At 41.9% G+C, this 26,370-nt stretch carries 27 protein-coding genes, 1 tRNA gene and 1 pseudogene; 14 read left to right on the plus strand and 15 right to left on the minus strand.

Annotated elements, in window-relative coordinates; translation table 11 throughout:
* Positions 1 to 32: 32 nt before the first annotated feature.
* Entirely contained in the window at positions 33 to 1,703 is a 1,671-nt protein-coding gene (gene asnB / locus NWF01_10535) for an asparagine synthase B (protein ID MCW4025452.1), read from the plus strand.
* A 12-nt stretch (positions 1,704 to 1,715) separates the two neighbouring features.
* On the opposite strand, the gene NWF01_10540 is transcribed toward asnB, so the two are convergent.
* Positions 1,716 to 2,492, minus strand: a complete 777-nt coding sequence (locus tag NWF01_10540; GenBank protein ID MCW4025453.1) for an SDR family oxidoreductase — start codon at positions 2,490 to 2,492, stop codon at positions 1,716 to 1,718.
* 135 nt (positions 2,493 to 2,627) lie between these two features.
* On the opposite strand from NWF01_10540, the gene NWF01_10545 reads away from it, so the two are divergent.
* Together NWF01_10545 and NWF01_10550 are read left to right on the plus strand one after the other, a co-directional pair.
* Positions 2,628 to 3,497 (plus strand): hypothetical protein, encoded by an 870-nt coding sequence (locus tag NWF01_10545; protein ID MCW4025454.1) that lies wholly within the window; start codon positions 2,628 to 2,630, stop codon positions 3,495 to 3,497.
* Between the two features lie 94 nt (positions 3,498 to 3,591).
* Positions 3,592 to 4,473 (plus strand): hypothetical protein, encoded by an 882-nt coding sequence (locus NWF01_10550; protein ID MCW4025455.1) that lies wholly within the window; start codon positions 3,592 to 3,594, stop codon positions 4,471 to 4,473.
* Positions 4,474 to 4,483: 10 nt separating this feature from the next.
* Here the strand turns inward: NWF01_10550 and NWF01_10555 are convergent, their stop codons facing one another.
* On the minus strand, positions 4,484 to 5,506 hold the full coding sequence (locus NWF01_10555) for a hypothetical protein (protein MCW4025456.1): 1,023 nt from the start codon (positions 5,504 to 5,506) through the stop codon (positions 4,484 to 4,486).
* Between the two features lie 118 nt (positions 5,507 to 5,624).
* The gene (locus tag NWF01_10560; GenBank protein ID MCW4025457.1) at positions 5,625 to 5,831 is read right to left on the minus strand and encodes a hypothetical protein; all 207 of its coding nucleotides are present in this window, start codon (positions 5,829 to 5,831) and stop codon (positions 5,625 to 5,627) included.
* A 270-nt stretch (positions 5,832 to 6,101) separates the two neighbouring features.
* Here NWF01_10560 and NWF01_10565 point away from each other — a divergent pair, with 270 nt between their 5' ends.
* Both NWF01_10565 and NWF01_10570 read left to right on the plus strand, forming a co-directional pair.
* A complete protein-coding gene (locus tag NWF01_10565) occupies positions 6,102 to 6,935 on the plus strand; it encodes a radical SAM protein (protein ID MCW4025458.1) in 834 nt (277 codons plus the stop codon).
* 115 nt (positions 6,936 to 7,050) lie between these two features.
* Positions 7,051 to 7,521 (plus strand): ATPase P, encoded by a 471-nt coding sequence (locus tag NWF01_10570; protein ID MCW4025459.1) that lies wholly within the window; start codon positions 7,051 to 7,053, stop codon positions 7,519 to 7,521.
* 12 nt (positions 7,522 to 7,533) lie between these two features.
* Here the strand turns inward: NWF01_10570 and NWF01_10575 are convergent, their stop codons facing one another.
* On the minus strand, positions 7,534 to 9,093 hold the full coding sequence (locus NWF01_10575) for a formylmethanofuran dehydrogenase subunit B (GenBank protein MCW4025460.1): 1,560 nt from the start codon (positions 9,091 to 9,093) through the stop codon (positions 7,534 to 7,536).
* Entirely contained in the window at positions 9,090 to 9,500 is a 411-nt protein-coding gene (locus NWF01_10580) for a molybdopterin dinucleotide-binding protein (GenBank protein ID MCW4025461.1), read from the minus strand. Before NWF01_10580 ends, NWF01_10575 begins: the two co-directional genes overlap by 4 nt.
* A 225-nt stretch (positions 9,501 to 9,725) precedes the next feature.
* Between NWF01_10580 and NWF01_10585 the strand changes: the two genes are divergently transcribed.
* Positions 9,726 to 9,878: a hypothetical protein gene (locus tag NWF01_10585; GenBank protein ID MCW4025462.1), complete on the plus strand. Its 153-nt coding sequence runs from the start codon at positions 9,726 to 9,728 to the stop codon at positions 9,876 to 9,878.
* Positions 9,879 to 9,926: 48 nt separating this feature from the next.
* On the opposite strand, the gene NWF01_10590 is transcribed toward NWF01_10585, so the two are convergent.
* Complete coding sequence (locus NWF01_10590; protein MCW4025463.1) at positions 9,927 to 10,307, minus strand: MscL family protein; 381 nt, start codon at positions 10,305 to 10,307, stop codon at positions 9,927 to 9,929.
* 303 nt (positions 10,308 to 10,610) lie between these two features.
* Here NWF01_10590 and NWF01_10595 point away from each other — a divergent pair, with 303 nt between their 5' ends.
* Positions 10,611 to 11,012, plus strand: coding sequence for a hypothetical protein (locus tag NWF01_10595; protein ID MCW4025464.1), 402 nt, complete (start codon positions 10,611 to 10,613; stop codon positions 11,010 to 11,012).
* A 5-nt stretch (positions 11,013 to 11,017) separates the two neighbouring features.
* Here NWF01_10595 and NWF01_10600 read toward each other — a convergent pair whose 3' ends face one another.
* The gene (locus NWF01_10600; protein ID MCW4025465.1) at positions 11,018 to 11,515 is read right to left on the minus strand and encodes an Lrp/AsnC family transcriptional regulator; all 498 of its coding nucleotides are present in this window, start codon (positions 11,513 to 11,515) and stop codon (positions 11,018 to 11,020) included.
* Positions 11,516 to 11,653: 138 nt separating this feature from the next.
* On the opposite strand from NWF01_10600, the gene NWF01_10605 reads away from it, so the two are divergent.
* Positions 11,654 to 13,891, plus strand: coding sequence for a PAS domain S-box protein (locus NWF01_10605; GenBank protein ID MCW4025466.1), 2,238 nt, complete (start codon positions 11,654 to 11,656; stop codon positions 13,889 to 13,891).
* A gap of 24 nt (positions 13,892 to 13,915) precedes the next feature.
* Here NWF01_10605 and NWF01_10610 read toward each other — a convergent pair whose 3' ends face one another.
* Together NWF01_10610 and NWF01_10615 are read right to left on the minus strand one after the other, a co-directional pair.
* Complete coding sequence (locus NWF01_10610) at positions 13,916 to 14,461, minus strand: Hsp20/alpha crystallin family protein (protein MCW4025467.1); 546 nt, start codon at positions 14,459 to 14,461, stop codon at positions 13,916 to 13,918.
* A 179-nt stretch (positions 14,462 to 14,640) separates the two neighbouring features.
* On the minus strand, positions 14,641 to 15,432 hold the full coding sequence (locus NWF01_10615; GenBank protein MCW4025468.1) for a glutaminyl-peptide cyclotransferase: 792 nt from the start codon (positions 15,430 to 15,432) through the stop codon (positions 14,641 to 14,643).
* 126 nt (positions 15,433 to 15,558) lie between these two features.
* On the opposite strand from NWF01_10615, the gene NWF01_10620 reads away from it, so the two are divergent.
* Positions 15,559 to 16,089 (plus strand): OB-fold nucleic acid binding domain-containing protein, encoded by a 531-nt coding sequence (locus NWF01_10620; GenBank protein ID MCW4025469.1) that lies wholly within the window; start codon positions 15,559 to 15,561, stop codon positions 16,087 to 16,089.
* Positions 16,090 to 16,187: 98 nt separating this feature from the next.
* Here NWF01_10620 and NWF01_10625 read toward each other — a convergent pair whose 3' ends face one another.
* Positions 16,188 to 16,583, minus strand: a complete 396-nt coding sequence (locus NWF01_10625) for a hypothetical protein (GenBank protein ID MCW4025470.1) — start codon at positions 16,581 to 16,583, stop codon at positions 16,188 to 16,190.
* Between the two features lie 142 nt (positions 16,584 to 16,725).
* On the minus strand, positions 16,726 to 17,268 hold the full coding sequence (locus NWF01_10630; GenBank protein MCW4025471.1) for a hypothetical protein: 543 nt from the start codon (positions 17,266 to 17,268) through the stop codon (positions 16,726 to 16,728).
* A 418-nt stretch (positions 17,269 to 17,686) separates the two neighbouring features.
* Between NWF01_10630 and NWF01_10635 the strand changes: the two are divergent.
* Positions 17,687 to 17,995, plus strand: a pseudogene (locus tag NWF01_10635) (translation initiation factor).
* A 30-nt stretch (positions 17,996 to 18,025) separates the two neighbouring features.
* A complete protein-coding gene (locus NWF01_10640) occupies positions 18,026 to 18,238 on the plus strand; it encodes a hypothetical protein (GenBank protein MCW4025472.1) in 213 nt (70 codons plus the stop codon).
* Positions 18,239 to 18,255: 17 nt separating this feature from the next.
* Here the strand turns inward: NWF01_10640 and NWF01_10645 are convergent, their stop codons facing one another.
* Complete coding sequence (locus tag NWF01_10645; GenBank protein MCW4025473.1) at positions 18,256 to 19,191, minus strand: transcription initiation factor IIB; 936 nt, start codon at positions 19,189 to 19,191, stop codon at positions 18,256 to 18,258.
* A 313-nt stretch (positions 19,192 to 19,504) separates the two neighbouring features.
* Between NWF01_10645 and NWF01_10650 the strand changes: the two genes are divergently transcribed.
* Both NWF01_10650 and NWF01_10655 read left to right on the plus strand, forming a co-directional pair.
* A tRNA-Gln gene (locus tag NWF01_10650) sits at positions 19,505 to 19,580 on the plus strand.
* Positions 19,581 to 19,644: 64 nt separating this feature from the next.
* Complete coding sequence (locus NWF01_10655) at positions 19,645 to 20,343, plus strand: FAD-binding oxidoreductase (protein ID MCW4025474.1); 699 nt, start codon at positions 19,645 to 19,647, stop codon at positions 20,341 to 20,343.
* Between the two features lie 55 nt (positions 20,344 to 20,398).
* Here the strand turns inward: NWF01_10655 and asnS are convergent, their stop codons facing one another.
* Together asnS and NWF01_10665 are read right to left on the minus strand one after the other, a co-directional pair.
* Positions 20,399 to 21,682 carry an asparagine--tRNA ligase gene (asnS, locus tag NWF01_10660; protein ID MCW4025475.1) on the minus strand — a complete coding sequence of 428 codons (1,284 nt, stop codon included), beginning with the start codon at positions 21,680 to 21,682 and terminating at the stop codon, positions 20,399 to 20,401.
* 53 nt (positions 21,683 to 21,735) lie between these two features.
* Positions 21,736 to 22,983, minus strand: a complete 1,248-nt coding sequence (locus NWF01_10665; protein MCW4025476.1) for an MFS transporter — start codon at positions 22,981 to 22,983, stop codon at positions 21,736 to 21,738.
* Positions 22,984 to 23,105: 122 nt separating this feature from the next.
* Between NWF01_10665 and NWF01_10670 the strand changes: the two genes are divergently transcribed.
* Positions 23,106 to 24,473, plus strand: coding sequence for a cation-efflux pump (locus NWF01_10670; GenBank protein MCW4025477.1), 1,368 nt, complete (start codon positions 23,106 to 23,108; stop codon positions 24,471 to 24,473).
* Here the strand turns inward: NWF01_10670 and NWF01_10675 are convergent.
* Entirely contained in the window at positions 24,470 to 26,347 is a 1,878-nt protein-coding gene (locus tag NWF01_10675) for a beta-propeller domain-containing protein (protein ID MCW4025478.1), read from the minus strand. The two genes, NWF01_10670 and NWF01_10675, sit on opposite strands and share 4 nt — an antisense overlap.
* Between the last annotated feature and the right edge of the window lie 23 nt (positions 26,348 to 26,370).

Genomic DNA, 26,370 nt, shown 5'->3' on the forward strand with positions numbered 1-26,370 from the left:
TGACAAACAAACACAACCGTGGAGATTTAGTCATGTGCGGCATAGCAGGAATATTCAACATATCCGAGCCACTCCCAGTAGCCAGAGACAAAGCCCTAAGAATGGCAACCAAAATCAGGCACCGAGGTCCCGACTGGAGCGGCATATACAACGATGACAAAGCCATCCTAGCCCATGAACGCCTCTCAATAGTAGACGTCGAACACGGCGCCCAACCCCTCTTTGACAAGAAAACAGGCAACGCGCTTGCCGTAAACGGGGAAATCTACAACCACATACAACTGCGCAAAGAGCTAAAATGTGAACACTTGTGGCAGACAAAATCAGACTGCGAAATCATCCTATATCTGTACGATGAGTATGGTCCTGACTTTCTTAACATGCTAAACGGCATGTTCGCCTTCATCCTATACGACAAAGCAAAAGGCACATACTTTATTGCTCGAGACCACATCGGAATTATACCCTTGTATGTGGGCTATGATGATAAAGGAACACTGTACGTAGCAAGCGAAATGAAAGCCCTAACCGAGTACTGCACCACAGTTAAAGAGTTCCCGCCGGAACACTACATGCTGGGCAACCACAAGTTTGTTCAATGGTACAAACCTAAATGGGCAACAAAAGCACCAACTAAAAAACTTGTGCTCTCCGATTTACATAAAGCACTGGAAAAGTCTGTTCGTGGACAGATGATGTCTGATGTTCCTTACGGCGTACTTATCTCTGGCGGGTTAGATTCCTCACTAATAGCATCTATCGCTTCAAAGTACCGCAAAAAACGGGTTGAGTCAGGCGGTAAAGAGGAGGCATGGTGGCCAAGGCTACACTCGTTCTCTGTTGGCTTAGCGGATTCACCCGACCTTAAATATGCACGAAAAGTTGCCGATTACATTGGCACAGTTCATCATGAAATCATTTTCACCATTCAGGAAGGCTTTGACGCCATAAAAGACGTCATATACCACATAGAAACCTTTGATGTAACCACCATACGCGCCGCAACCCCGATGTATCTGATGGCACGCAAAATCAAATCCATGGGCATCAAAATGGTGCTCAGCGGCGAGGGCGCAGATGAGGTTTTTGGCGGATATCTCTACTTTCACAAGGCACCCAACAAGCAAGAATTTTACGAGGAAACTGTGCGCAAACTCTTCATGTTAAGCAAATACGACTGCCTCAGAGCTAACAAGGCAACTGCGGCATGGGGTGTGGAAACTCGTGTGCCATTTTTGGATCGGGAATTTTTGGATTTTGCTATGAACTTTGACCCTCAAGAAAAAATGTGCACAGGAGACAGAATTGAAAAGTACGTGCTACGAAAAGCATTTGAAGGCTACATTCCCGACGAGATATTGTGGCGGCAAAAAGAGCAGTTCAGCGACGGCGTAGGGTACGGCTGGATTGACTACCTCAAACGGCACGCAGAGTCTGCAGTTACTGATGAAATGATGGCAAATGCTAAAACGCGTTTTCCAGTGCAAACCCCCAACTCTAAGGAGGAGTACTATTATCGGCAAATCTTTGATGGTTTCTTCTCGTGTCCAGCTGCTGCGTTAACTGTTCCTGTGGGTCCAACGATTGCTTGCTCAACTCCAACTGCTTTTCGTTGGAGTAAAGAGTTCGCTAACACTCCTGACCCTTCAGGTCGTTCAATTAGAGAACATAAGGATGAAGCCGCCCAAAGCCTTGGCAACTAACCTCCACCTTTATTATTTGCTCATCATGTGTTTGGTTATTTTTGCTACTCTTTTTCGGGGCAGGAGTTTTATTAGAAAATGTTGTGTTTTATTGTAAAGCCCAGGCACCACGACTCGTTTGTTTTTCATTAAGCCGTCGTATCCTATTTGAGCTACTTGTTTTGCTTCCATGACGTGGGATTTGAAAAATTTTATGTCTTGGTTTTTGGCGCGTTTGGTAAATTCTGTTTTTGTCGCTCCTGGACAAAGAGCTGTCACCGTTACGCCTGTTCCATCCAACTCCTCAGCGAGACCCTCAGAAAAATTAAGAACATACGCTTTGGTTGCGCAATACACAATGTTTAGAGGTCCTGGTACGAAAGCGCCTATGGATGAGATGTTGAGGATTTTACCTGAACTGTTTGTTTTCATTTTTGGCAAAAAAAGCTTTGTTAATTTGGTTAGTGAGACCATGTTTACTTGCATCATTTCCATTTCTTCTTCAAGGTTAGTGTTTGAGAATTCGCCATAGACATCAAATCCTGCGTTGTTAACTAAAACATCAATCTGTAGCTCTTGTTTTCCGATTTCATTGAAAATTTCGTTTGCTGAGTTGGGGTGTGATAGGTCTTTGGATATGATTTTTGTTTCAACTTTGTACTCTTTGTTTATTTCATATGCAAGTGCTGAAAGTTTTTCTTCATTTCGAGAGACTATTACGGTGTTGTAGCCGTTTTTTTCAAATAGCTTGCTTAGTTCGTAGCCGATTCCTGAGCTTGCGCCTGTTATTAGTGCTGTTTTTTGGCTCATGTTTTTTCCTCCGTTGTTACTATTATTTTGTGTGTTAAGTAACAAAAGCCTTACTCTCAGTAAACAACTTGTAAGTTGTGGGAAAACAAAAGAAAAATACTTGCAAACCAAATAATACCTGTTAGAGGCTTGATGTTGAGCGAATCAAAAATTCTAACCACTATGGGCTTATCCAACTATGAAGCCAACGCTTACTCTGCGCTTCTCTATAATGGTGTAACCACAGCTGAAAAAATCAGTACCTCCACAAAAATACCCAACGGACGAATCTATGATGTGCTTGATTCTCTTGTCAAAAAAGGGTTAATCAACGTACAAAAATCTCGTCCAAAACTCTTTGTTGCCGTAGAGCCTCAGATTGCGCTAAAAAGACTCCTTGAAGCCAAAAAAACCGATTTAGACCGCGAATACTCCCATATGCTCCTGCTTGCATCTGTAGCAGAAAACCAACTGAAAAACAAACTTGCCCCAGCATCCAAACCCAGCATGTTCTGGACAGTTGTAGTTGGGAAAAAAGAGGTTATGCAGTTGCTTGAGCGAACAATTGATGAAGCTAAAGAGGAAGTTCTTTTTTATGGCGCAAATCTTCAAGCGCAGCTTCCTGAATTGGCAAGTCTAGTAGAAGCCTTGGCTCAAAAATATGTTAAAGGTTCAGCGGTTAGTTTCAAGTTTCTTTTTGGGTTATCTGACATTTCAGTGATTTCGCAGATTTTAGGTGAAAAATCTTTCTCTGAACTGATACGCAGCAATGAGGTAACTGCTCAAATCCGCTTTATCGAGGACAGCCCTCTTTGTTATGATGTTATAGATGGGGAACGTGTTCTAATCAAAATAGCTAACCCTCTCAATCCAAGTGAGTATTTTGCGGCAATATCTGTATGGGATAAAAATCTTGCAGTGGAATTAAAAAAGAAGTTTGAAGTACTGTGGCTAAACGGTAAACAACTCGACATTAATGCTATTGAGCAGTTATCTTCTACAGATACACCTTTTCAATTGCGTTAGCACACTAATGATAACGAGCAAAGCCGCGGGTGTTGCTAGCTTTTGGCGTGCATAAACTCTAAAAACTTGCGGCCCATTATTACTGTGAAGTCGTATGAAACTTGACAGCAGGTTTAGCATAATAACCCTAACTACCTTACTAATCCTCTCAACATTGTACATCACAGCAATCGCTCAAACCCCCTCCTTCACTGTTAACACCACAACCGCAATCATCTACAAAGATGGATTAGCACACATAACACAAACACTCACCGCCGACGAGTTGCTCCCCGAAATAATCATACCCATCTTATCATCATCCACCGAAAACATACTCATTCTTGACCAAAACAACCAAGCGATTGACTATCAAACAAACACCACACACCTAACAATATTCACACTGGGTGCTACTCAGATTTTAGTCGAATACGACACCGTACTACTCACCAACAAAAATGCGGACCTATGGACACTGACACTAAACAACCCCTATGACCTAACAGTAATTTTGCCCAAAAACTCCACAATCATGTACCTAAACAATGTACCCGACGCAATAGAAACAACAGGAACTGAATTATCTTTATCTTTAAGCCCAGGGCAATGGGAAATATCGTATAATGTTCCCCTGCAAACAGATGAACAAGCCAGTAACGAGCCAGCAACCGTATTTCCAAGCGAATACCTGTTAATTGGCGGCATCATCACAGCAGTAATAATTGTTGCTATAGTAGTGTTTGTTTTTCTGCAAAAAAAGAAAATTAACACTAAAAAAATCATAAAACAAAACCCAAGTCTGGTTGCCGAAGATATTGCAGTAATTGAATTTTTGGCTCAGCAAAAAGGTAAAGCTTTCGAGGCAGAAATACGCCAAAAGTTTCCAGAGATGCCCCGCACATCCCTGTGGAGATTAGTTAGGCGTCTTGAAGGTTTAGAAATTGTTGAAGTTAAAAAAATAGGACTTGAAAATCAAGTTCAACTCAAAAAATAAAATTAAAGATTTAATTGCCGCCTTTGCCGTTAGAGCCGCCATTGTTGTTGGAGCCTTGACCGTTTCCGTTGCCATTTCCGCCTGCATTGTTTTGTCCTTGATGTTGGGTTATTTCTTGGTTAAGTGATTGTTCCATCTGTTGAACCAGCTGGCTTAGGTCTTGGCAGTTCTGCAGTACTTCTGCAAAGTTGGGGTTGTGTGTTAATGCTTCAATCCTGTTTTGTAGAGCATTCATAAATTGGTTTTTGCTTTGGAAGCCGTGTGCGTTTAGTGCACGGGTGAAGTTAATTCCGTTTTCTTCGCTATATTGGAATTTTTCTTGGATTTTTCGTTGTAGTTTCTCAGTGAAGTTGGCTACTCTCCAACTGTTGGATTCTTCGGCATTAGTTTTCAGGTACTGGTGAATTTGCAGTATAATTTGTTTAGCATCGTGATAGGCTGCTTTGGCCTGCGTTGTGTTACCTTGTAGCAGTAAACTTCGGGCATCATTTAGCAAGTTCTTTGCGTCCTCAAGCTGTGTTAAGATTTCTTGGGGTGTCTCGTTTGGAAGGATATCGCTGAGTTGGTCTGCTCTTTGAAGTTCACGCGCGATTGCTTCAAGTAATCCTGAATTCTCTACTAAGTCACCTTTCTGAAGGTCTGCTGTGTCAAGGATGTTGTGTATTTCACTAAAGGTTTGTCTGAAAACTCTAAAAGCAGCAAAAGCATAATCAACGGCGCCGTCAAAGTCATTTGCGGCAAGCGCATTTTGGGCTGCTGTCAAATTGCCTAAGCCGTCTATTTCGTAGAGGGCTATGTTTTCTTCAAAACTGCTTGTCAGGTTGTATGCGTCTATTTGGTCAAGGGCTGTGTCGTTTGATTTTATTGTGTCGATTAAGTTTTTGACTTGGTAAGATGCTTTTTCCGCAATTGAGACCAGTTGGGTTGCAGGTGACGTTTGAACTTGGGCTTGTGCCAAAAACATCATCGGCGTAGCGGCTAAGATGACAAGGATTAATGCTGTGCCTGTAATGATTTTTCTTTTTTCGTGCATTTTTATTACCGAACTTATGATGCGCGGTGTTGTAGTTAAGGGACACTTTGAAACGAGCGTTTCAAACCAAAAAATAAACAAAAAGGTGGGTGTAAGTGTGCTTTGATTCTGGTGTTAATCAGAAGCCGCTTCCGTCGGGATTTCCGTCGCCTGAGTTAGGTGCGGGTCCCATTCCTGGCGTGTTGGGTTTGGTTATTCCGCTTCCGTCTGGTGTGCCATCACCAGAGTTTGGGGCAGGTCCAGTCGTGTTGGCTGCTGCTACGACTCCGCAAAAAATGCTTGCAACAACTAACAGGATTATCGCGATGCTTGCAATTTTCTTCATTTTCATTCGGCAATATGTTAATGTTTTTTGTATTTAAGTGACGCTGTTAAATTGTGGCGTGTGTTGTATTGTTCTGTTAAACTCCTCTCTTCTGTTTCTTAAAAAAAGTGCAATTGCGCACGTATTTTTTTATTGCCACTATATGTGTCTGATGTTGTGGCTTTTTGAGGTGAATTTGTTTACTTTTTTGTGTTTTTTGTGAATGGTTGTGAACATTTCATAAATAAGCTTTTAAGCACTCACACCATCAAACTGTACGGGTGAAAAGTAATGAACACTATACCTACATGGGATAGAACAGAAATGCGCAAAAAGAGTTGCGCCCGATTAATAGAAAAACACCTCTGCAATGGTGGCGGAGCCCAATACAAATTTAGCAGACTACACTTACCGGTATTATCTGACTACAACGTTGGCTACAACTACTCTCCATCAAGACACATCGTTGGAACAAGTCAACCTGCTGTAGGTACAGTAGATGAAGCAATAGAAAATGTACGAATTGCAGCAAAAACTGACCCCCGCTTACGCATTGTGAGCATATATGGTCCAGGTGACCCATTAGCCACAGATGTCACCTTCAAAACGCTCCAGTTCGTTCAAGATGAGTACTCATACATGACACGATGCGTCGGAACCAACGGGTTACTATTACCCAAAAAAGTAGAAGAATTACAAGAGGCTGGTGTAGCTGCACTAACCCTGACAATTAACGCTATTGACCCCGATATCGGTTCACAAATTTACTCCTACGTCCGCAAAAACGGCGAAACCTTACGAGGCAAAGAAGCCTTCGAAGAGCTGAGCATTAACCAGCTGGAAGGATTACAAAACGCTGCCGAAGCAGGCATGATGGTTAAAGTAAAATCCGTCTATATCCCAGGCGTAAACTCTGAACATCTCATCGAGGTTGCAAAAATAGTTCGCCGCTTAGGAGCCTACATAATGAACATTACCCCAGTGGTGCCACAAGGCAAATTCGCAAACCTACCCACGCCCTCAATTCAAGAAGTAGAAGACCTCCGCAACATCTGCTCAAACATAATCTATCAATTCCACACTTGCGAACACTGCGGCGCTGACGTAATCGACGTACCTGACTAACCCTTCTTTTGGGTTTTTAACCCCTCTAATTTTTGTGTGCACCACTTTTCCATCGTTTATTTTACAAAAGGTCTAATTAGGTTAGGTTTATCCTTGCATACAAGTGACTGTTGTCATGTTGGAGATTGATATTGCAGGGTTTGGACGTTTGCAATTGAATTTTCTGGTTTCAGATTTTAATGGAACCTTAGCCTTAGATGGTAAGTTGCCTCTTGAAGTTAAACAAAAACTAAACGCCTTATCCAAGCACCTAAAACTATACGTGTTAACCTCCGACGAATTCGGATTAGCCAAACAGGAACTCGCAGACGTCAATTGTGAACTGCACATTTTAGAAGAAAAAGACATGGTGGCTCAAAAAGCAGATTTTGTTGTTGCGTTGGGCGCTGAGCATGTGGTGGCTTTTGGCAACGGAATGAACGACAGAGACATGCTCAAAGCTGCGAGGCTCGGCGTGATTATTTTAGGCAGAGAAGGCTGCTCGGTGCAAAGTTTGCTTGCTGCGGATGTGCAGGTGCCCAGCATTTTGGATGGTTTGGATTTGCTGTTGTGCCCTAAACGGTTGCGGGCAACACTAAAATTCTAAGAAAGTAAGTGGTTAAGCGGGCACTTTTTTGGTTGCCCGTTTTTTAGTTGGTGCTTTTGGTTTTGTTTTTTCTGCTTTGTCTAAGGATTGTTTTAGTTTTGTTACAGCCTTCTTGGGGATTCCTGCTTTTTCAGCCTTAATCAACCTGATTTCTGCGAGGATTTTTTGAAGAATCTCCTCATCATTTGGCACGCCTTGCGGTGGGTCCACAACCTTTTTCACCATAATTGGCACGTGGTCCATGCGGTATGCTGTGCCCTCGTATTCGATGCCGCACCACTGTGTTGGAAACACGACATCGCCGAGTCTTGAGGTGCAGTTCCAGTCAGGGTTGATGACGATTAAGGGATGCTCCATCATTTTCTTCAATGATGGCTTAGGGAAGTGCGCACCTGGGTCAGAGCCAATAACTAGAGTTGCGTCATTATCACCGTTCTTTAGCAAGTCAATAGTTGAGAACTCACCTGGATTATATTGAGGGTAACCTTGAGAGAAGTCCATCGCATACGGATAACCTGTTCGCCAAGTAAAAGCCACGTTTGCTCCTGTAATGTTGAAGTGTCCCCTCATAGGCATGATGACGAATTTTGTTTTCTTGTTAAGGTCGCGGGTTAGTTTGACTGCAACTTCGATGTTTCGGAATCTGCCTGCGCTCGCGGTTAAGCCCAACCCGAAAAATATCGCGCCAAAATTGCAGTTCACCATTGCATCGGCGACATCTTTTAAGTACTCAACTGGAACGCCACCTACCTTGTCCACGTCCAATTCTTGGTCGTTAATTAGGCAGCGTAGAGCTTGGAATATTTCGTAGTCCTTGTTAGGTTGGACCTGTACAAAATAGTCTGCTGCTTCTGCTGTCATGGTTTTGATGGGGTCAAACACAATCAGTTTACGACCTTCCTTTTGAATGGACTGCGGTGGCGCATTTACAGTGCATACGTTTGGAGGAATTGGGGGTCTGTGCTGGGCTATGAGCCTGCGGGATGCCGCCTCAACTTTTTTGCGGCTGGTTCCCCCTTTCAGCTTTTCCATGTAACTGTTCCATTCGCTTCGCTCAAAGCGTCCCTCGGGAAAGGCGGTGTAGCGTTCAACGTGGCGAGGGTGTGAAGCCCAAGGATTGCTGCCCCAATAAATTATTAGGTCAGCACGGTGCCGTACCTGCCCAAGGGTACAACCGGGAATACCTGCTTCTTGAACACCCATCATAGAAGGACCATGACAAATACTACAAACATTATCTAAGGCGCAGCCCAATTCTTCTGCCATTTCCACGCCAATGCCCTGAACTTCACCTGTACAGCATTCCCAGCCGAACAACAAGGGATATTTAGCGTCCGTTAGAATTTGAGCTGCTTTGTGCACGGCTTCATCCAGTGATACTGGAACGAGTTTGCCATCTTTGCGTATGTGAGGCTCCATGATACGTTCTTCTTTGTAACCGTGAACCATTTTAGCTTCGCATACGGCACACCCGTTTTTCATTTTTACAATTTCATTGTTTTTCACGGTTACTTCTAGGTCATCACAGAGGCAACCGCAGATTGGACAAACAACAGATTTTACAATGGTCATGGCATTTCCTTTCCGTATTCTTCTTTTAGAAGCTCGTTTACAGTCAAGATGGGCTCGTCTTTTGCGGGTTCAACTTCAACGGGAAAGCCTTTGAAGAGCGGCATGCCCATGCTATAGGTGTCATCGCCACAGACGACGTTTGCCCATAGTCCGCAGGGCATAAAAATTAGTCCAGGATGTGCACCTCGGGGGAACTCTTCAGCTTTTACTATGACTGAGCCAAATCTGGAGGTTACTTGTACGTTACGGTTGCTTCTGATGCCGAGTTTAATTAGGTCTGTTTTATCTAGGTAACAGATTGCGGCTGTGTCAAAATATCGTTGGGTGCCTTTGCCCATTTCTTTGCCTACACCCTGATCTATTGTGCGCCCAGTGATTAGGGTAAGTTTTAGTTTTTTAGCCATCATGCCTCTCACGAGCGCTATTAAATTTTTTAATAGACAATATTAAATTTTTTGATAATAAAATGCAAAACAGACCGTATACATAAGCACAATTGCCGTCAACTCTGTTAATGCTTGTTAAACGGTGTTTTGTATGCGGCTTTTCAGGGTCACCGTTTAGTTGACATTAAGAATATATCTTAAGTAGGCAATACTTGTAAGAGGTATTTCATGAGAGGGGAAAAGGTCATGATAAAAAGTGAATTAAAAAAGTACCGAATCGACATTGGTGCTTACGGCAGCATCGCCATTGAGGCACCAACAAAAGAGGAATGCTTAGACCTATTCAAAGAAGTCACCAAAACCAAACGGGACTCAAAAATCGACCAAGCCATACGATAATCAACAAACCCTTTGAAACACTAAAGAAAAAGGGAGAAAGGTGATGCCTTATTCTATTTTCCACCTTTTAGCTACCTTCATCACCACGATCACAATGAGTGCTACAATGATGAAAGTAACTAATGCAACAATGAAGTTACCGACACCAAACACTTGATTATTGAGCGTCACCGAAAACGTTGCCAAATCCGACATTCCCGGTATTGCAAGACCAATCAAGGGTATAATGAAATCTGTAGCCAATGATTTAACAACTGCACCTAAGTACAAGCCTAAAATGAACGCGACAGCTAATCCAAGAATTTTATATTTTGACAGAAAAGCTTTGAACTCATTTGCGAATCCTTGTGGGGGAGCAGGGGGTGGAGCTTTTTCTACGGCAGCTCTGATTTTTTTTAGTTCCTCTAACATTTCATCTTCTTTAACCAAAACTAACACCGATGGATTACTAATGTAGCGAAGTGTTTTTAAACTTAAGTTTTCAAAAAATCGCTAACTTTTTTGTTGATTAATTAGCAAATCACCTTATCAAAGGTTATTTTCTTAATCACAAAAAGCTCCGCTCTCTACACAAAACAAATGTATCATGTAAAGCCAAAAAAACCGTTTTTTCATCACACCACTGCTACTTTTTTGAAATAAACGCTTATTTTTTGTCCTTTTTAGGTTAGGCGTTAATGATAACCTGCTGTTAACGGTTAGCCCTTGCCGAAGAGTAGGAGGCTAACCTGTATGAGTTTGTGCTTGTTTAAACGGATTCCCGTAGAGGATGTTAAGGCAGCGGCACATGCTGTCTGGGCGGATTCAGAGCTTGCTGACCAAATTGCTAAGGAAACAATTTTGATATTCAATAAGGCGTTTTATCGCAAATTTTCTTTTTTTAATGGTAGACGCGCGAAAAGTTTGGTGGGCGGCATGTTTTATCTTTTAGGTTACAGGTATGACGCGGTTAAGAAGCAAAATGAATTAGCTGATGTGTTGGGAACTACTGATGTGAGCATCAGGACGTCTTACCGATTATGGTTAGAAACTTTCCCAGACTTATTTGTAGATGTGATTGCAAAGTTTGCTCAGGTTAAAGACCTGCGCAGTTACATCTTGTTTACTTTCAAAAATAATGTAGTTACCCCTTAACCTTGCTATACTCTTTCCTCGATTATGTTTGCTATTGCTTCAATGCTTATCTCTTCGTTGAAGGGGGCAAAGTCCATTTTTTCCCACACAAAACCTGTTGATACACTAACATCATTAACGTTTAGGCTTTCAAATATTGCATTTATGCTCTGAATTAATTCGCCTTCATTACCCTTTGTGCAGAAAGCAACCAAAGCCACAGTGTGTTGCCCGTATGTTCGCCATAGGAACCTGACGTTTTTGTGGGCTGTGAGCAGGTTTAGTGTTTTGTCTAACTCGTTTATTGGAACTTTTGCTCCAAAGATGATGGGTGTTATGTCGAGGTGGTCAAAATTTACGGTGCATCGGATTGTGTTTTTTATTATCCCCTTGTTTTCAAGGGCAGTTATTCTGCGGTATATTGTGTTTCTTGTTACGCCGCATTGTTTTGCTAACTGTTCGTATGAATTAGTGCCAGCGGATAGGTGTTGTATTATTTTTTTGTCTATGGTGTCTAAATTCATAATACAACATTTAAGGTGTATGATTGGTTGAACTTATAAGTTGCTGTTGGCAGTACTGCCACAAAAATATCAAAATTTTCATGGTGTTGAAAAAAATAACGTAACTTATTAATATCTGATTCAACCAACACTAAAACTATGTTTATCGGGGACGAAGACATCAAAACCCTCACAGGTCTAGGTGTAAACGGGACCCAAGCAAAAATATTTCTCACCCTCATAAAAGCAGGCACATCAACAATCCGAGAAGTTGCAGAACTCTCTGGCGTAGCACGCCCAGACACATACCGCGCTCTCTCCGAACTACAAAACATGTCTTTAGTCAAAAAAATTGCGGCCACACCCACCAGATACAAACCACTCCCGCTATCCGAAGCAGTCTCCATGCTAATAGGACAACGTGAAAAAGAAAACACGCTACTACAAGAGAAACTAAGAACATTAATCAAAGATTACGAAAAGCAGCAACCTGAAAAGGAAAAAATGAAGGGCGGTGAATTTATTTTAGTGCCGGCGGGCACTGCCAGTTCAAGCAGGCTGGAAAAGCTGATAGAGAATGCTCAAAAAAGCATACTTATTATGGCATCTCAACGTAAAGTAACACGTTTTTTGGAGAAGTATCAGGTACTTCTAAAAGACGCTTTAGAGCGAGATGTTAAAATTAAAATAGCAACGGAAACCATAAAACACAACGGTATAAACAAAAAAAAATTGGGATTTCAGCAAAAAGCTAACTTAGAAATCAGGCACTTGGTAGTTTTGCCGCCTGCGACTTTTTTTATCTTTGACGGAAAAGAAGCCATCCTCTTTGCTACAAACCAAATCACCAAAGAAAGCCAGATTTCTGTTCTCTCAACTAATTCAAGCATTGTAGAATTAACCCAAAACTATTTTGATACTGCATGGTTCTCAGCAGCTGAACCACAAAGTCAAACCTTCAAACGAGACAAACGGCAATTTGATTTCCTAGTTGAGAACATGATGATTGGTTTTATATATTGCCGATACATTTTAGACAAAAAAGGAAAAATAGTTGACTTCAAAATTCTTCAAGCCAACGAAACCTTCGAAAAAATAACCAAATTCAGAAGAAATGAAATAATTGGTCAAACTGCTTCACAAATTATGCCCAGCTTAGTCGTTAAAACACCTGCAATAACTCAAGCATACGACCAAATGCTTAAAACAAGAAAAAGCCAAAAATTGGAACATTTCTTCAAAAAAATAGGCGTTTGGTTTTCCCTTTCTATCTACAGGCCAAAAAGAGGCTACTGTGTATTCTTATTTGAAGACATCAATGAACGGAAAACAACTGAATTGCAAGTGCTGGAAGAAAAAAATCGCGCCGAGCAATACCTAAAGGTTGTATCCCATATTATTTTAGCCTTGAATACTGAGGGGCAGATCACGTTGATAAACAAGAAGGGCTGTGAAGTTCTGGGGTATGAAGAGGAAGAGTTGTTGGGTGAAGACTGGGTTGAAAAATGCATACCCATAAGTGAACGAAAAAATGGTGCAGCGTTAATTGCTGAATTTAGCAAAAACCATGTTCCTCAACTCCATGAAAGCCTAGTCATAACAAAGAAAGGGCAAACCCGCATTTTCCTTTGGCACAATATTCCCTTAAAAAATCAGGATGGCAACCTGATTGGGCTGTTGTGTTCTGGAACTGATGTAACTGAGCAGCGAAAAGCTGAAAAAATAATTTTGGAGTCCGAGAAAAAATATTGTTCTTTTTTCAAAAATAGCGAAGTCCCAGTTGCCCTAATTAAAGCAGATGGCACCGTGTTAGTAGCCAACAGTCAAATGTGCAACATACTTGAAAAAGACGAAACTATGCTTAAAAAATCGGGTTTAAGCTATCTTTTCGAGGTAAACAAAGAACTGCAGGATAAGTTACAGGTAAAAAATGGTGCGACAAACGTGCCCATTCAGTTTAAACGAAAAGATGGCTCAACATTTTACGGGGACGTTTTTCTAAGCGTTTTTGAAGACATTGACATAGAAACCAAATTCATAATGGCAATAAAAGACGTGACAAAGCAAAAACAAATTCAAGAAGCCCTAAAAGAAAAAGCAACCCTAAACCAAATATTACTTGATGCGTTCCCATTTATTGCTATGGTTGTGAACTCTAAAACCCGCGAAATTGTTATCGCAAACAAAGTAGCCGCCAAAATAGGCGTTAGCCCAGGGAAACTGTGCTATGTTGCATGGAAAAAAAGAGTTAAGCCCTGCGTGGGATGTCTTGCACCACAGCTTTTAGAAACAGGCAAACCTCAACATCAAGACATCAAAATAAACGGGGTCACATGGGAAGTTACATGGTTATCTGTAAATGAGCAATGTTTTATGCATTATGCTTTTCCAAAATAAGATTGAATCAAAAAAAGAAAAGGATTATGTTATGGCGAGTTTTTTGCTTTTCTTAGGTTCTTTTTTAGGCAACGTTACTTCTAGGATGCCGTTGTTTACGCATGCTTTTGCATCATCAGAAACCACCATTTCTGGCAGGGGCACACGTCGGTAATACGCCTGTGAGGACCTTTCTTGGCGTACGTAATTCTTTTTCTTTTCTTCCTCTGACATAGTTTTTTTGGCTTGTATGGTTACAGCGTCTTCGGTGACTTCAACGTCAACATCTTCCTTGCTAAACCCAGGCAAATCCACAGTCAAACGGTAGTCCTTTCCTTGGTCTTCCAAATCCACAGACGGCAACATCATCGGCGGAAAAACATGGTGGTGCCTAAATCCATGTCCCCACCTTGCGGGTGGTGTTACCCAGAAATCGTCAAACGCGCGTTGGAACCGCTGCATCATATTGTCAAAGTCTCTTTGGAAAGGGTACAGTTCTCCTTCTGGTTCAGCTTTTTTTATTTCTCCTGCTTTTTTTTCTTTACCACCATAATAATAGTAGTATTTTTTCTTTTTTTCATCTTCAGACAATTTGGGTTACCTCAAAAGCGGATTGCTTCACTTTTTAATTTAAGTTTTTGTGGGCTACACACGCTAGCAACAAGCAACGTCTATTTGGAGCCTATTAGTTAATCATTGTAGAACCTATAGAGGGGAGGGTCACTAATGGCGCTTTTCCAACCAAAAAAGATAACACAATACACTAAAAATTAGATGTTTGGCACGATTTGGATTTGGTAGAGGCTGGGCCAGTTTTTCCCTGTTACAATTAAGGCGCCGTTTTGTGGGTTATAGGCGATTCCGTTTAAGCAATTGATGCTGTCTGCAGAAGTATACAGTCCAGTCAGGTCTATCCATGCCAAAATTTGTCCATCCTGCGGGTTGATTTGAGCAATTTTGTTTTGTTGCCAGATGTTAGCATAAATGGTTCCGTTGACATATTCGAGCTCGTTTAGCTGGTCAATGGGTAAGTTGCCGTCTTTTACGGTGATTTGCCCTGTGACTTTGAAGGTTTCGGGGTTTAGGAAATACAGGTTTGGGCTACCATTGCTCATTATCAGGTTTTGACCATCAAAGGTTAAGCCCCAACCAGCCATGTTGTAGGTGAATTGTTTTATTAAGGTAAAGTTTTCTTTGTCATAAACGAATGCAACCTGGTTTTGCCATGTTAATTGAATGATAGTTCCGTTGACAACGGTTATGCCTTCTCCAAAGTAGTTGCTGTTCAACTCTATGCTTTGCACGATTTCGCCTGTTTCAAGGCTAATTTTTTTCAAAGATGAAGCACCCGTTAAACCCGTGCTTTCGAGCAGGTAGTTTTCGTCAAAGGTTAAGCCTTCAGTGAATGAGTTAGTGCTGTGTGGAAAAGTTTGTTGCACTGTGTAGCTGTAGATTGGGGTGGTTATGGATTGGGGTTCGGGTGTTGATAAAAAAATTATGCTGGAAACCAGAATTATTAATAAAAAAACGGTTACGGTGGCTACTAAACGAATTTTTTCCATAGAGCCTTCATCAGGCTTCAAACTTATATTTTAATTGGTTATGAAGCGGTAAATCATTTAAGCGAAACCCTTAAGTGTATAGAAAATCTAATCTTGTCCGTAACTAAAATACAGGTGTTGAATCAATTGGCAGTAGAAGGTTTTTTCGAAAACAAAAGGCAACCCGTAGATGTTAAAGTCGGAGAGTTAACCCCACAATCTAAAGCGGTTAACGTATTGGCCAAAGTAGTTTCCAAAACAGAAATCAGAGAAATCCCAATGGGCAGAGACGGCTCAGCACACAAAGTCTGCGACGCACTCATCGGTGACGAAACAGGCGTTGTTTACCTGACACTTTGGGATGACAACATCGAAAAAGTCAACGAGGGCGACAGCATAAAAATCGAAAATGGCTACGTAACCCTCTTCAAAGGCAACATACGCCTAAACACTGGCAAATACGGCAAACTAGAAGCAGCAGAAGAACCCCTCAGCGTCGAAGTAAACGAGGAAAACAACATATCAAGCAAAACATACGAACAACCAAGAAGACCATTCAGAGGCAGAGGCGGCGGTGGACGCAGCTTCGGCGGACGAGACAGACGCGGTGGCGGTGGATTCGGCGGCGGCAGAGACCGAAGAGGCTCTGGTGGCGGCGGTTACCGACCAAGATATTAAACTTCTACTATTGTGAAGTTTTTATTTTCTTTTTTTAAATTTTGTTTCAATTTAGTTCATAAAAACACGAAATAATCAGAAGAGTTTTTCAAGAAAACTTAGAGAATCAAGTCTAAAGCTGCTTTTACACTGTTTATAGCGATGGCTCTTGTCTTGGTTATTAACTGTAGAACTGTGGGTTCAGCTTGTTTACCAACGGTTGCAATAGCTTCACCCATATATGATAGAGTTACTGTAAAACCATTGTTGCTTAGAACTTCAGCAATCTCTTTGGCGATTTCCAGTGAACCTGCGAGGGTGTCAGTTTTTTCTGAACTAAAGTTTTTTTGGCTGATGAAGTCTCCTGCCAGTTTGATGAGTTCTTTTACGAAGTCTTTGTTTTCTATGTCAATGTTAATGTTTTTGTTTTGGGCGTCTACTTTAGCAATATTTCTATCTTGACCTGCTAAAACTATGCGTACGCCTTCAAAGGGCTGTTTTGTGGGTTCAGACATTTGGCTTCCTTCCTCACCCATTAGTGTAGGTTTTGAGGTAAATAAGGCTTAATTTGCTTTCACCTACAGCCAACCCTTGAGAAAATACACTGACCGAATAAGTAAAGATGTAAATAATCACAAGTAAACTAGAAAATAAAAATTAAAAAAATTTTGTTGGAAACTTGGCTCTTTTTGTTGTTACCAACCCAACTGCACCAACAGCTGCAAAGCAGGCTAATATCGCTGCGACTGGTGAAGCGTCAGGCAACTCTGCAGGAGTGCTTACAACATGAACTATGACTTCGGTGTATGCACCATCAACGCCTCCACCTGAGCATAGCCAACGGAACTTGTAGTATCCAACTTCGTTAAGGGTTTTTTCAAAATACACTGGAACGCCACTGTCTAGCACTGGACTGTGCTTTGTTCCGGTTCCCCCGTCCCAGTAGTGCAAGGTTGACCAGGAGTCAAATGCATCTGGATCTGAGAGGTCACTTGCGGGTCCACTCATCATAAGTGTACCTGTTCCTTGAACACTCTCAGAACTATTGTAAGTACAGGTTAATGTAACTGTTCCGCCTACAACAATAACACTGTCACTAGCACCGATGCTTCCAGTAACTACTGCAGCATAAGCATAGCTTACAGTAAAACATAATGCTATAGTTAACAACGATAGTACTGATACCAATTTTCGATTCATTATTACGCCTTCTCCTAATTTTGATAGGAGTAACCGTTCAAGCGCATTTAAGCCTTGTGTAAACTTGTACATTCAGATATGATACAAAAAAAATTACCGTTTGACGCATTGTTGGGTTGCAACGTCTAAATGGTTTGTTTTCCCGTAATCACAGTTTTTGCAGTCGTTTCGGTAATCTTGTCCAAATGGGCAACCTTTCAAATCAGCCATTACAATTCATCCAACAAAAGTAATCTTGCAAAACTGAAAGATAAAGGATTCTGCAAAAAAAATTTGCTAAAGCAAGCGAAGCAACAGCAAAGAATTAAGCGCTATACCAATTTTTTACTTGGGTAAAATCAATCTAAAAGCCCAAGATTAACCGCGGTTTTCTTGAAAGTTTTATATATACCGCCGTTTATGTGATTTGTTGAGTGTCATGGCTGAAGTTTGTTAGACATGCGGGCTTCCAAAGGATTTATGTGTTTGTGGAGAAATCGAAAAGGAACAGCAACGTATCCGCATAAGACTTGAAACGCGAAAATTCGGCAGACCAACCACCATTGTTGATGGCATGGATGACAAAAACAGCAATCTGCATAATATAGCTCAAAAGCTCAAGTCTTTTTGTGCATGCGGCGGAACCAGCAAAAATGGTTTAATCATGCTGCAAGGCGATCACAGAGACCGCATCCGCGAGTTCCTGATAAAGAGCGGTTATCCACAAGAAAACATTGAACTCCAGTAAGCAAGCAACCATTAAGGTGCAAGCCCAAAGATGAAAAAGTTAGATGGGTTACGAGACGTATTCAAGAACACCAAGCATAAGAAAATAACCACTATTTATTGTCCAAAATGCGCCAGCACAAAAATTCACCTCGCACACAGCTTAGATTACTGGTTAACACCTAAACAGTATCTGTGCGATGAATGCGGCTATCATGGCCCAATTGTTATGGAACTTGAAAAAGAGGAAACAAAAGAAGAATAAAAGTTGCCAGAAAAAAATTAGTCTGGCAGCTCAAGATTTAACTGCTTTTTTAGTGTCTTGTAGCGGTTACGTACTGTAACTTCTGTTACGCCAGCAGCTTCAGCAATGTCTTTTTGGGTTTTTTTCTCATTATTCTGCAGACATGCAATATAGAGAGCTGCGGCAGCTAAGCCCATGGGGTCTTTTCCCGCGGCAGCACGTTTCCTTCTTGCGTCCCTGAGAATCTGGATTGCTGCACCCTGTGTTTTTCCTGAAATGCCGGTTTTTTCGGCGATTTTGGAAACGTATGTTAATGGATCTGCAATTGGCATGTGTACTTCAAGTTCGCGTAGCAGTAACCTGTAGCATCTTGCAACGTCCTTCTTGTCAACAAGGCTGGCTTCTGCAATTTCCCGAAGCGTTCGTGGTGTTCCGCTTCCTCTGCACGCGGCATATAGAGCTGCGGCAGCGATGGCGGCGATGGATCGTCCGCGAACTAAGCCTTTGTCGAGGGCTTTTCGGTATACGACGGCGGCTTTTTCTTTGATTGGTGGTGGAATGTAAACTTTGTCTGAGAGCCTGTCTAGTTCTGCCATTGCTTGGGCAAGGTTTCGGTCGATTGATGAGTGGACGCGGCTTCGGATTTGCCATTTTCGCAGTCGCCACATTTGAAGCCTAGTGGATAAGGGGAGCTTTCGTCCAAATGCGTCTCTGTCCACTTGGCTGATAGCGGTGGATAAGCCTTTATCGTGTACGGAATAGGATGTGGGTACTCCAACTCTGCTTCTAGAAGCTTTTTCTTCTTGGGTGAATGCGCGCCATTCGGGTCCTTTATCCATCATTTGCTCGTATAAGACAAGCCCGCAGTCACCGCAAACTGTTTCTCCTGTATCGTAATCGTGAACTAAGTTGTCACTACCGCACTCTGGACACTTATCAGCTAGTCGCGGTCTAGGTTGGTCTTTTCTGCTCAAGTTTTTCACTCCGATTTATAGCGTAGAACCTTCACTTCGCCAAGAGGCAATAAAAACAGTACATATGGCCTGCGCAAATCTAACCAAAGTTAATATCTAAGTATTTAAGTTTTGCGGTTTTATTAATCTATTGCACACATACCTTCACAATAACCAATCAAACCAGCAACTGAACAATGGTAAAATTTGAAAAAAAGTGTATATTGCGGACAAACAAAACGATTTTTGTATAAGGAATGCTTATTAAGAAAAAAAGTGCCCATCTAAACCTCTAAGCATAAATAAAAGAAACGTTGTGAATAAACAGACACGCAGCCCGGTGGTGTAGTGGTCAAGCATAGCGGGCTTTGGACCCGTTGACGAGAGTTCGAATCTCTCCCGGGCTACCACCAACCAACATAAAAGTTAAGGGCTATTTTGAGTTAACATACGACATTTCTTGGAGATGAACCTTTGAAGTTTGAAGCACCAGTGCAAGAAATAATAATTCATAACCCCGACGTTATAAGCGTAAGATTTGCTAAACCCAAAGATTTCACCTACAAACCTGGACAATATATGCTAGTAACACTCAACGCAAACGGTAAATCTCTAATGCATCCCTTAACCATGTCTAGCAGTCCAACACAAAACTTCTTAGAGTTCACCAAACGGCTATCCACCAGCGAGTTTTCAAACACGCTCCGAACCCTAAAAGAAGGCGACCCAATATTGCTAGACACACCCTACGGTAAATTCACATTTATGGGCGAAACCACAAAAATCACGTTTTTAGCAGGCGGCATAGGCATAACCCCATTTAAAAGCATAATCCAATACTGCACCGACACAAAGCAAACCGCAAACATCACACTGTTCTACGGTGTAAAAACGGACAAGGACTGCACGTTCAAAGAGGAATTTGAACAAATGCAAACCCGCAACCCCCACCTCAACCTTGTGTTAGTCGCCTCTGAAGCTGGCAACGAGTGGACGGGCAAAAGAGGATACATCAACGCCGACCTCATCAAAACAGAACTACCTGATTATAAGGAGCACATGTTTTACGCTTGTGGACCACCCGGCATGGTAGCGGCAATGCAAAAACTCGTCGCGGATATGGGATTGCCACCGAGCCAGTTGAAGCTGGAAGTGCTGGTTGGGCACAATTAAGAGGAGCTATTCCAAAAAAGAAAAAAATCAAAAAATAAGAGAAACAAGAAGAATATTAGGGGTAGAATCGTCTTGTTGTTCTTGGAAACGGAATCGCATCAATAATGTTTTCTAAGTCCAGCATCCAAATCAGCAATCGTTCCAAACCCATACCAAACCCAACATGCGGAACCGTGCCGTAGCGGCGCAGGTCAAGATACCACTCGTAATCTTCAGGATTAAGTCCCTGCTCTTTCATGCGGGCTATCAGGGTGTCTTTGTTGTCTTCTCTTGCACCGCCTGTGCTGATTTCGCCAACACGAGGCACCATCATGTCCACTGATTTTGCAATTTCAGGGTGATCATCGTAGGTTTTGCAGTAGAATGCCTTAATTTCGGTTGGGTAATCATACACGAAAAATGGTTTGCCAAACTCGTCTGATAAGACTTTTTCGTCTTCATAGCCAAGGTCTGAGCCCCATTTAAGCTCAGGGTTTTTGGGTTGTAATCGTTCGATGGCTTCTTTGTAAGTGATTCGTGGAAACGGGGTTTTTACGGCTTTGACTTTCTCAATATCCGCGCCCAATTCGGCAAATTCTTTTTGGCATTTCTCAGCCACATCTTGACAGATGTACTCCATTAGGCCTTCTTCAAATTTCATCAAGTCTTCCAAGTCTGCAAATGGCCATTCACCTTCCATATGCCAGTACTCGGTAAGGTGGCGGATGGTTCGGCTTTTCTCCGCGCGAAATGAAGGTGCTATGCAGTAGACTTTCTCTAAGCTATACATGAGGATTTCAAGGTACAATTGACTGCTCTGTGTTAGGTAGAGCTCTTGGTCAAAATATTTGAGTTTGAAAAGTGTTGAGCCGCCTTCCACCGCCGCGGATATGAACATTGGTGGGGAAACCTCGGTGAAAGTTTGCTGCTTAAAGTATGCACGCGCAGACTCTATAATTTGAGCGCGAACCTTCATGACAAGATTCATTTTTCTGCTTCTTAGCCAGAGGTGGCGCATGTCACGGATGAACTCTTCACTTTTGTCTTTGCTTATTGGAAAATTCTCGGCAAGTCCAACAATTTCAAGAGTCTCAGCGGCGATTTCGTAACCTCCAGGCGCGCGTGTATCAGGTCTAGCGGTGCCTTCCAAGGTTAGGCTGGATTCGATGGTGAGTTTTTGAGCTTCACCCCAGCAGGGATTGTCTTTTTTGATGGTGCATTGGATTACGCCTGTTGAGTCTCGGATAAGCAGGAAAATTAGCGCTTTTCCTTCGCGTTTACGGTACACCCAACCTCGTATCTGCACTTTCTGGTCTGGGCAGCAACCGTCTAGGATTTCGCGGATTTTCTTTAGAGCCATCGCAATCAACTGTTTTTCTTAACTATTGCTTTCAACCCTAAATGCCTATCGTTTCAGATTTCCTTAACCGTGGGTTCCTGAACCTTCAAAAACACGAAAACCGCTACTGGAACCATAACCACCGCCAACAAAAGAAAAGGTAACCAAGGAGCAACAAACGCATACAAAAACCCAACCAGCACCAGCAAAACCGCCTGCATAATAAATGCGAAAAACTGCATACAGCCAGTTGCTGTTCCTCTCAAGCTGCGTGGAATCAGATCGCCCATCAGAATCTGATAACTGTTAAGTTGAAGAGCGTTTCCCAAGCCGAACAGGAAGAAGGCAAGGAGTAGCGTGTAGAAGTTGCCGTTGAGAAACAGGAGCATGCCTGGGACGCAGAGGAGGTAGCCTGCGATTAGGAAGTGTTTTCTGCCGATTTTATCCATGAAAAATCCTGCGGCAATCACTGGGACAAAGATGCTTAGATACATGAAGGTTTGAATTATTGCCCACTGATAATTGGACATTTGAAGAACTGAAGTTGCATAAACAACAAAATACATCATACAACTCACCACCAAACCGCTCACGGTAATTATTGCTAAGAAAAGGTAAAACGCGGATTTGGGAACTTTACGCCAAACGTTAAAGCTATCTTTTACAGAGCGGGGATAATCGCGGAGCACATCAAGAACTGTAGGCTTTTGGCTGTTGCCGTTTGCAGGCAAAGTCTCCTTTAATCCAAGCCGCAACATTGCAGCCGCAAAATAAGCAATCGTCAAAATCGCGTAAGCAACCCGCATGCCCAAAGTAAAACCAAAATACGACACCAAAAAACTGGCAATCAAAGGTCCAGGTAAATAAACAAGGTTAGTAACGGCGGATTGGAAGCTGAAGCCTGCACCACGGTTTTGCGGAGGCAGAGAATCAAACACCATCGCCATTAATGCTGGACCGTAAATCGCGCAGATGTTCTGGATAATCATTCCCAAAACAATGAAGTGCCATGATGGTGCAAACACAAAAAATAAGCTACCTATTGCTAACCCGAAGGTCATCCAAACCACAAGCCACCTCCGCCCATGCTTATCCGCTAAGTAGCCACCGGGAAGCTGAACTATCGCGATTGCCAATGAACCTGCGACACCAATTATGGAGATGAGGAAGTCACTGGCTCCGAGGTCTTTGTAGTAGAGGCTGGCGTAGGTACCTGAGATGGGAGATGCGCCGAACATGATTATCCAACTCAGCGTGATGAGAAGGAAGTTTCCTCGCAGGACTGCGGATTCGCCTTGGAAGAGTTTTGAGAGCGCCATCATTGTGAAAGCATCAGTTAACCTTTATTTAAATCAACCCAAATTTATCAACCAGAAATCAAATGAGAAATCTGTTTTGCATGGCAAATCTTAAATCACCCTTCAATAAGTAAATTTTCATAACAATGCAAAGCCAAGAAAGCTCTACGAAATTAAGAGCCCTAAAAATTTCGGCTATTGCAATCTTTAGTGTTGTAGTGGTTGAAGTTGTTATAGGATTGTTAGTGAACAGTTTAGCAGTGCTAAGTGATGGCTTGCATGCACTTTTAGATGTTGTTTCTAGTGTAATGTTATTTTTTGCGGCAAGAGCAGCACTTAAACCTCCAGATGAAGAGCATACTTATGGGCATGAAAAGTTTGAAGCGATAGGTGGATTAATCGCTGGAATAATCCTCATTGGCGTAGCCCTACTCATTTTTTATGAAGCAGGAGTGCGGTTAATGTCTAATGCCCAAGTTAATGAAGGCGTAGAATTTGCAGGTTTCATCGCCATAGGATACACACTTTGCATTGATGTTGTCAGAATCACAGTTTTTAGCAAAACCCGACACATAGAGGGCGCCTCAGTCAAAGCAGGCTTCTATGATGCCATCTCTGATTTCAGTTCCACCCTGATTGCCCTTGCTGGATTCGGCTTAGCCACAATTGGTTTTTCAAACATGGATTCAATAGCGTCAATTTTCCTTGGCTTCATGCTCACTTACCTGAGCGTTAAACTGGTTAAATCCAGCATAAACGAATTAAGCGACACAGCAAGCAGAGACCTTGTTTCAAAAATAAAAAAGTGCATCCACGCATACCCGGACGTGGATAAAATCGGGAACCTAAAAGTTAGAAAAGTTAGCTCAAAAATATTTGTGGATGCAACAATCCAAGTTCCCAGTGCAATGAGTCTTGAAGATGCCCACACACTTGCTTCCGACCTTGAAATTAAACTAAAAACAGAATGCGGAAACGTAGATGCCACAATACACATTGAACCCTCAGAAAAAGAAGTAAAACTTGAACAACTCGTACAAAAGCTTGCAAGTGTGGAAGGGGTACATCATGTGCATGAAATCAGCACTGTTTACGTTGAAGGAAAACTCTACATTACTTTACATGTATATGTTAATCCTGCACTTTCAGTGGAAGAAGCCCACAAAATCGCTGAAAAAATTGAGCAGAAAATACACGCGGGAATTAAGCATCTTGAAAACGTCACAGTTCATGTTGAGCCTTCAGGTGTAATGCAAGGGGTTGAGGCTGATGAGGAACAGGTTGAACAGGTTGTTTATGAGGTTGCAAGGATTATCGCGCAAACTCTACATGTTAAACGTGTTGTCACTTATTCTGCCGAGGGAAAACGTTACATCAACATTGACTGTTGCTTCACTAAACAGGTAAAGATTACTGAGGCTCACAAGATGGCCTCGCAGCTTGAAAAAGAAACAAAAGAGCATTTTTCAAACTCTGTGGTTACAGTTCATATTGAACCAGAACGCGCTGATTAGGGCAGGTTAACTCTGTCTATAACGGTAAAGTTTCCTGACAGGTTGTTTAGTTGCACCATCGATTTTGAGATTGTGTAGACTGTTTGGTTTATGTATGCTGTACTAGTAATTGCTTTATTGCTGAGCAGTGTGTAATAGTCGTGTACGTTTGTTGAGTTGGCGTCAATTTGTGTTATGGTGCCTTTGAAGACAACGCCATTTTTAACTGTTACATTAAAAACGTATGCACCCTGCCAAGAATAAGCAGGTAAATCTGCACTACCTGGAATTGAAGGAGCAACAATCTTGTTTATGAACACTGGGATAGTTAGCATACCGTTTTCTGGATTAAATAGAAATGCATGAGGATCATATAGTGCTGGTGTGTTTGAGCCGTTACCAAAGACAAAGTATGATAGCTCAACTGGCTTGTTGAGGTCTGTGATGTTAAAGAGGGAAAGTTTAAAGCCGCTGTTTTGTTTGCCTATGCCGATAACATAGTTTTCATCGTATGGGTATAGATAGCTGGTGTATGCTGGAATCTTGATTTGTCCGGCAATTTTAGGGTCAGCGGGTTTGCTTAAGTCTACGATGTAGAATGGCTCGGTTTGTTTGTAGGTTATAAAGTAGCATTTGTCCTCTACGAATCGGACCGTGTATATACGTTCATTTATTTCGAGGTTTTCTATTTTGCCAACAGTGGTTAGGTTACTGTTTAGTATGTAGAGGCTGTTTTGTTGCTCTTGGTTAATCCATGAACCTGTAGTTATACATGTTGCGATTCTGAAGTAACCGTTGTATTCATCCATTGAATACTGATTTAGGATGTATCCTGGAACTTTACCTTTATCTTCAAAAGCCAATGAGGTACCTTTTATGCTTATTCTGTAAATCACTGTCCCCTGTTCATCTTGATCTGGTGAAGGGAACGTTACATACATGTTATTTTGAGAAACATACATGTTACTTGTTTCACCCATTAACATGGTAACGGTGGAAACATTTGGGGTACCATTGGAAATATCTAAGCCTATAAAAGACGTGTAAGTGAAATATGAGCCTGACTGATCAATGTAGTAAATGTTTTCGGGTGAAATCGTATATGATTGAGCCCCATTATAAATTGTTGGTAAATCTACAGTGTCATTTGAAACTTTGGCTTGTTGACTAACCACTGTATAGAGGTAGTTTCCCACCATTCGCGAATTAAAGTAACTGCCGCTAATTGCAAAGTTTTTAGTTAACTGTGGAACACTTTTGTTGGTTATGTCATAAACCTTAACAAATGTTCGCGCATTTTGGATTATATGCTGATAAATTGAGTCTCCGACTTCTCCGCCATAAGGTGTAGGAACATCCTCAGAGAATGGGTCGTCATATTGGCTTCCTATAACAATCAATCTACAACTGGCTTGGTCAAGAAATAGTCCAGCAGCATATGAGGTGTTGTTTAGTTCAATTTTAGATAAAACTGTGGCGTTTTGTGGGTCAGCATCCAAGATGTAGATTATGTTTTGGACAGAGAAATAGAGGTAGGTTCCGTCTGTTTTCATGTTATCAGCTTCATCTACTCCTGCAAACTGAATTTGAGTTGAAGAATCAATTGGGTTAGTTGAAGGGGAAGATGTTGGAATTGGAGAAGTTGCATTTATTTCATTTATTAATTGCTGGTCAAGCGGTCCTCCCGGATATACTGATGAACTGCTAAATTCTGTATTAGCTACTATGTAATTTTTTATTTCATCACTTGATGAGAAAGTTTTTAGAGAAGCCACATTTGGGGATATTTGGATTGGAGAAGCAACCACATAAATCATTGAGATAAGAAGCACCGCTGATAATATCGCCACTAACCCGTAAATTTTCGTTCTTTTTTGTACTTCTTGCTGCAACATTCTTGTATCTACTTACCCCATTG

The organism is Candidatus Bathyarchaeota archaeon (assembly GCA_026014585.1).
In the GTDB taxonomy this organism is placed as follows: Archaea; Thermoproteota; Bathyarchaeia; order Bathyarchaeales; family Bathycorpusculaceae; genus Bathycorpusculum.

What these genes read in the sequence shown, in the direction of transcription:
- NWF01_10585 (MCW4025462.1), top strand. Translation starts at nt 9,726, where the DNA reads ATGATAAAAAGTGAATTAAAAAAGTACCGAATCGACATTGGTGCTTAC.
- NWF01_10540 (MCW4025453.1), bottom strand. Translation starts at nt 2,492, where the DNA reads ATGAGCCAAAAAACAGCACTAATAACAGGCGCAAGCTCAGGAATCGGC.
- asnS (MCW4025475.1), bottom strand. Translation starts at nt 21,682, where the DNA reads ATGGCTCTAAAGAAAATCCGCGAAATCCTAGACGGTTGCTGCCCAGAC.
- NWF01_10670 (MCW4025477.1), top strand. Translation starts at nt 23,106, where the DNA reads ATGCAAAGCCAAGAAAGCTCTACGAAATTAAGAGCCCTAAAAATTTCG.
- NWF01_10625 (MCW4025470.1), bottom strand. Translation starts at nt 16,583, where the DNA reads ATGTCTGAACCCACAAAACAGCCCTTTGAAGGCGTACGCATAGTTTTA.
- NWF01_10555 (MCW4025456.1), bottom strand. Translation starts at nt 5,506, where the DNA reads ATGCACGAAAAAAGAAAAATCATTACAGGCACAGCATTAATCCTTGTC.
- NWF01_10560 (MCW4025457.1), bottom strand. Translation starts at nt 5,831, where the DNA reads ATGAAGAAAATTGCAAGCATCGCGATAATCCTGTTAGTTGTTGCAAGC.
- NWF01_10575 (MCW4025460.1), bottom strand. Translation starts at nt 9,093, where the DNA reads ATGACCATTGTAAAATCTGTTGTTTGTCCAATCTGCGGTTGCCTCTGT.
- NWF01_10665 (MCW4025476.1), bottom strand. Translation starts at nt 22,983, where the DNA reads ATGATGGCGCTCTCAAAACTCTTCCAAGGCGAATCCGCAGTCCTGCGA.
- NWF01_10595 (MCW4025464.1), top strand. Translation starts at nt 10,611, where the DNA reads ATGAGTTTGTGCTTGTTTAAACGGATTCCCGTAGAGGATGTTAAGGCA.
- NWF01_10640 (MCW4025472.1), top strand. Translation starts at nt 18,026, where the DNA reads ATGAAAAAGTTAGATGGGTTACGAGACGTATTCAAGAACACCAAGCAT.
- NWF01_10565 (MCW4025458.1), top strand. Translation starts at nt 6,102, where the DNA reads ATGAACACTATACCTACATGGGATAGAACAGAAATGCGCAAAAAGAGT.
- NWF01_10615 (MCW4025468.1), bottom strand. Translation starts at nt 15,432, where the DNA reads ATGGAAAAAATTCGTTTAGTAGCCACCGTAACCGTTTTTTTATTAATA.
- NWF01_10580 (MCW4025461.1), bottom strand. Translation starts at nt 9,500, where the DNA reads ATGATGGCTAAAAAACTAAAACTTACCCTAATCACTGGGCGCACAATA.
- NWF01_10605 (MCW4025466.1), top strand. Translation starts at nt 11,654, where the DNA reads ATGTTTATCGGGGACGAAGACATCAAAACCCTCACAGGTCTAGGTGTA.
- NWF01_10600 (MCW4025465.1), bottom strand. Translation starts at nt 11,515, where the DNA reads ATGAATTTAGACACCATAGACAAAAAAATAATACAACACCTATCCGCT.
- NWF01_10675 (MCW4025478.1), bottom strand. Translation starts at nt 26,347, where the DNA reads ATGTTGCAGCAAGAAGTACAAAAAAGAACGAAAATTTACGGGTTAGTG.
- asnB (MCW4025452.1), top strand. Translation starts at nt 33, where the DNA reads ATGTGCGGCATAGCAGGAATATTCAACATATCCGAGCCACTCCCAGTA.
- NWF01_10630 (MCW4025471.1), bottom strand. Translation starts at nt 17,268, where the DNA reads ATGAATCGAAAATTGGTATCAGTACTATCGTTGTTAACTATAGCATTA.
- NWF01_10570 (MCW4025459.1), top strand. Translation starts at nt 7,051, where the DNA reads ATGTTGGAGATTGATATTGCAGGGTTTGGACGTTTGCAATTGAATTTT.
- NWF01_10550 (MCW4025455.1), top strand. Translation starts at nt 3,592, where the DNA reads ATGAAACTTGACAGCAGGTTTAGCATAATAACCCTAACTACCTTACTA.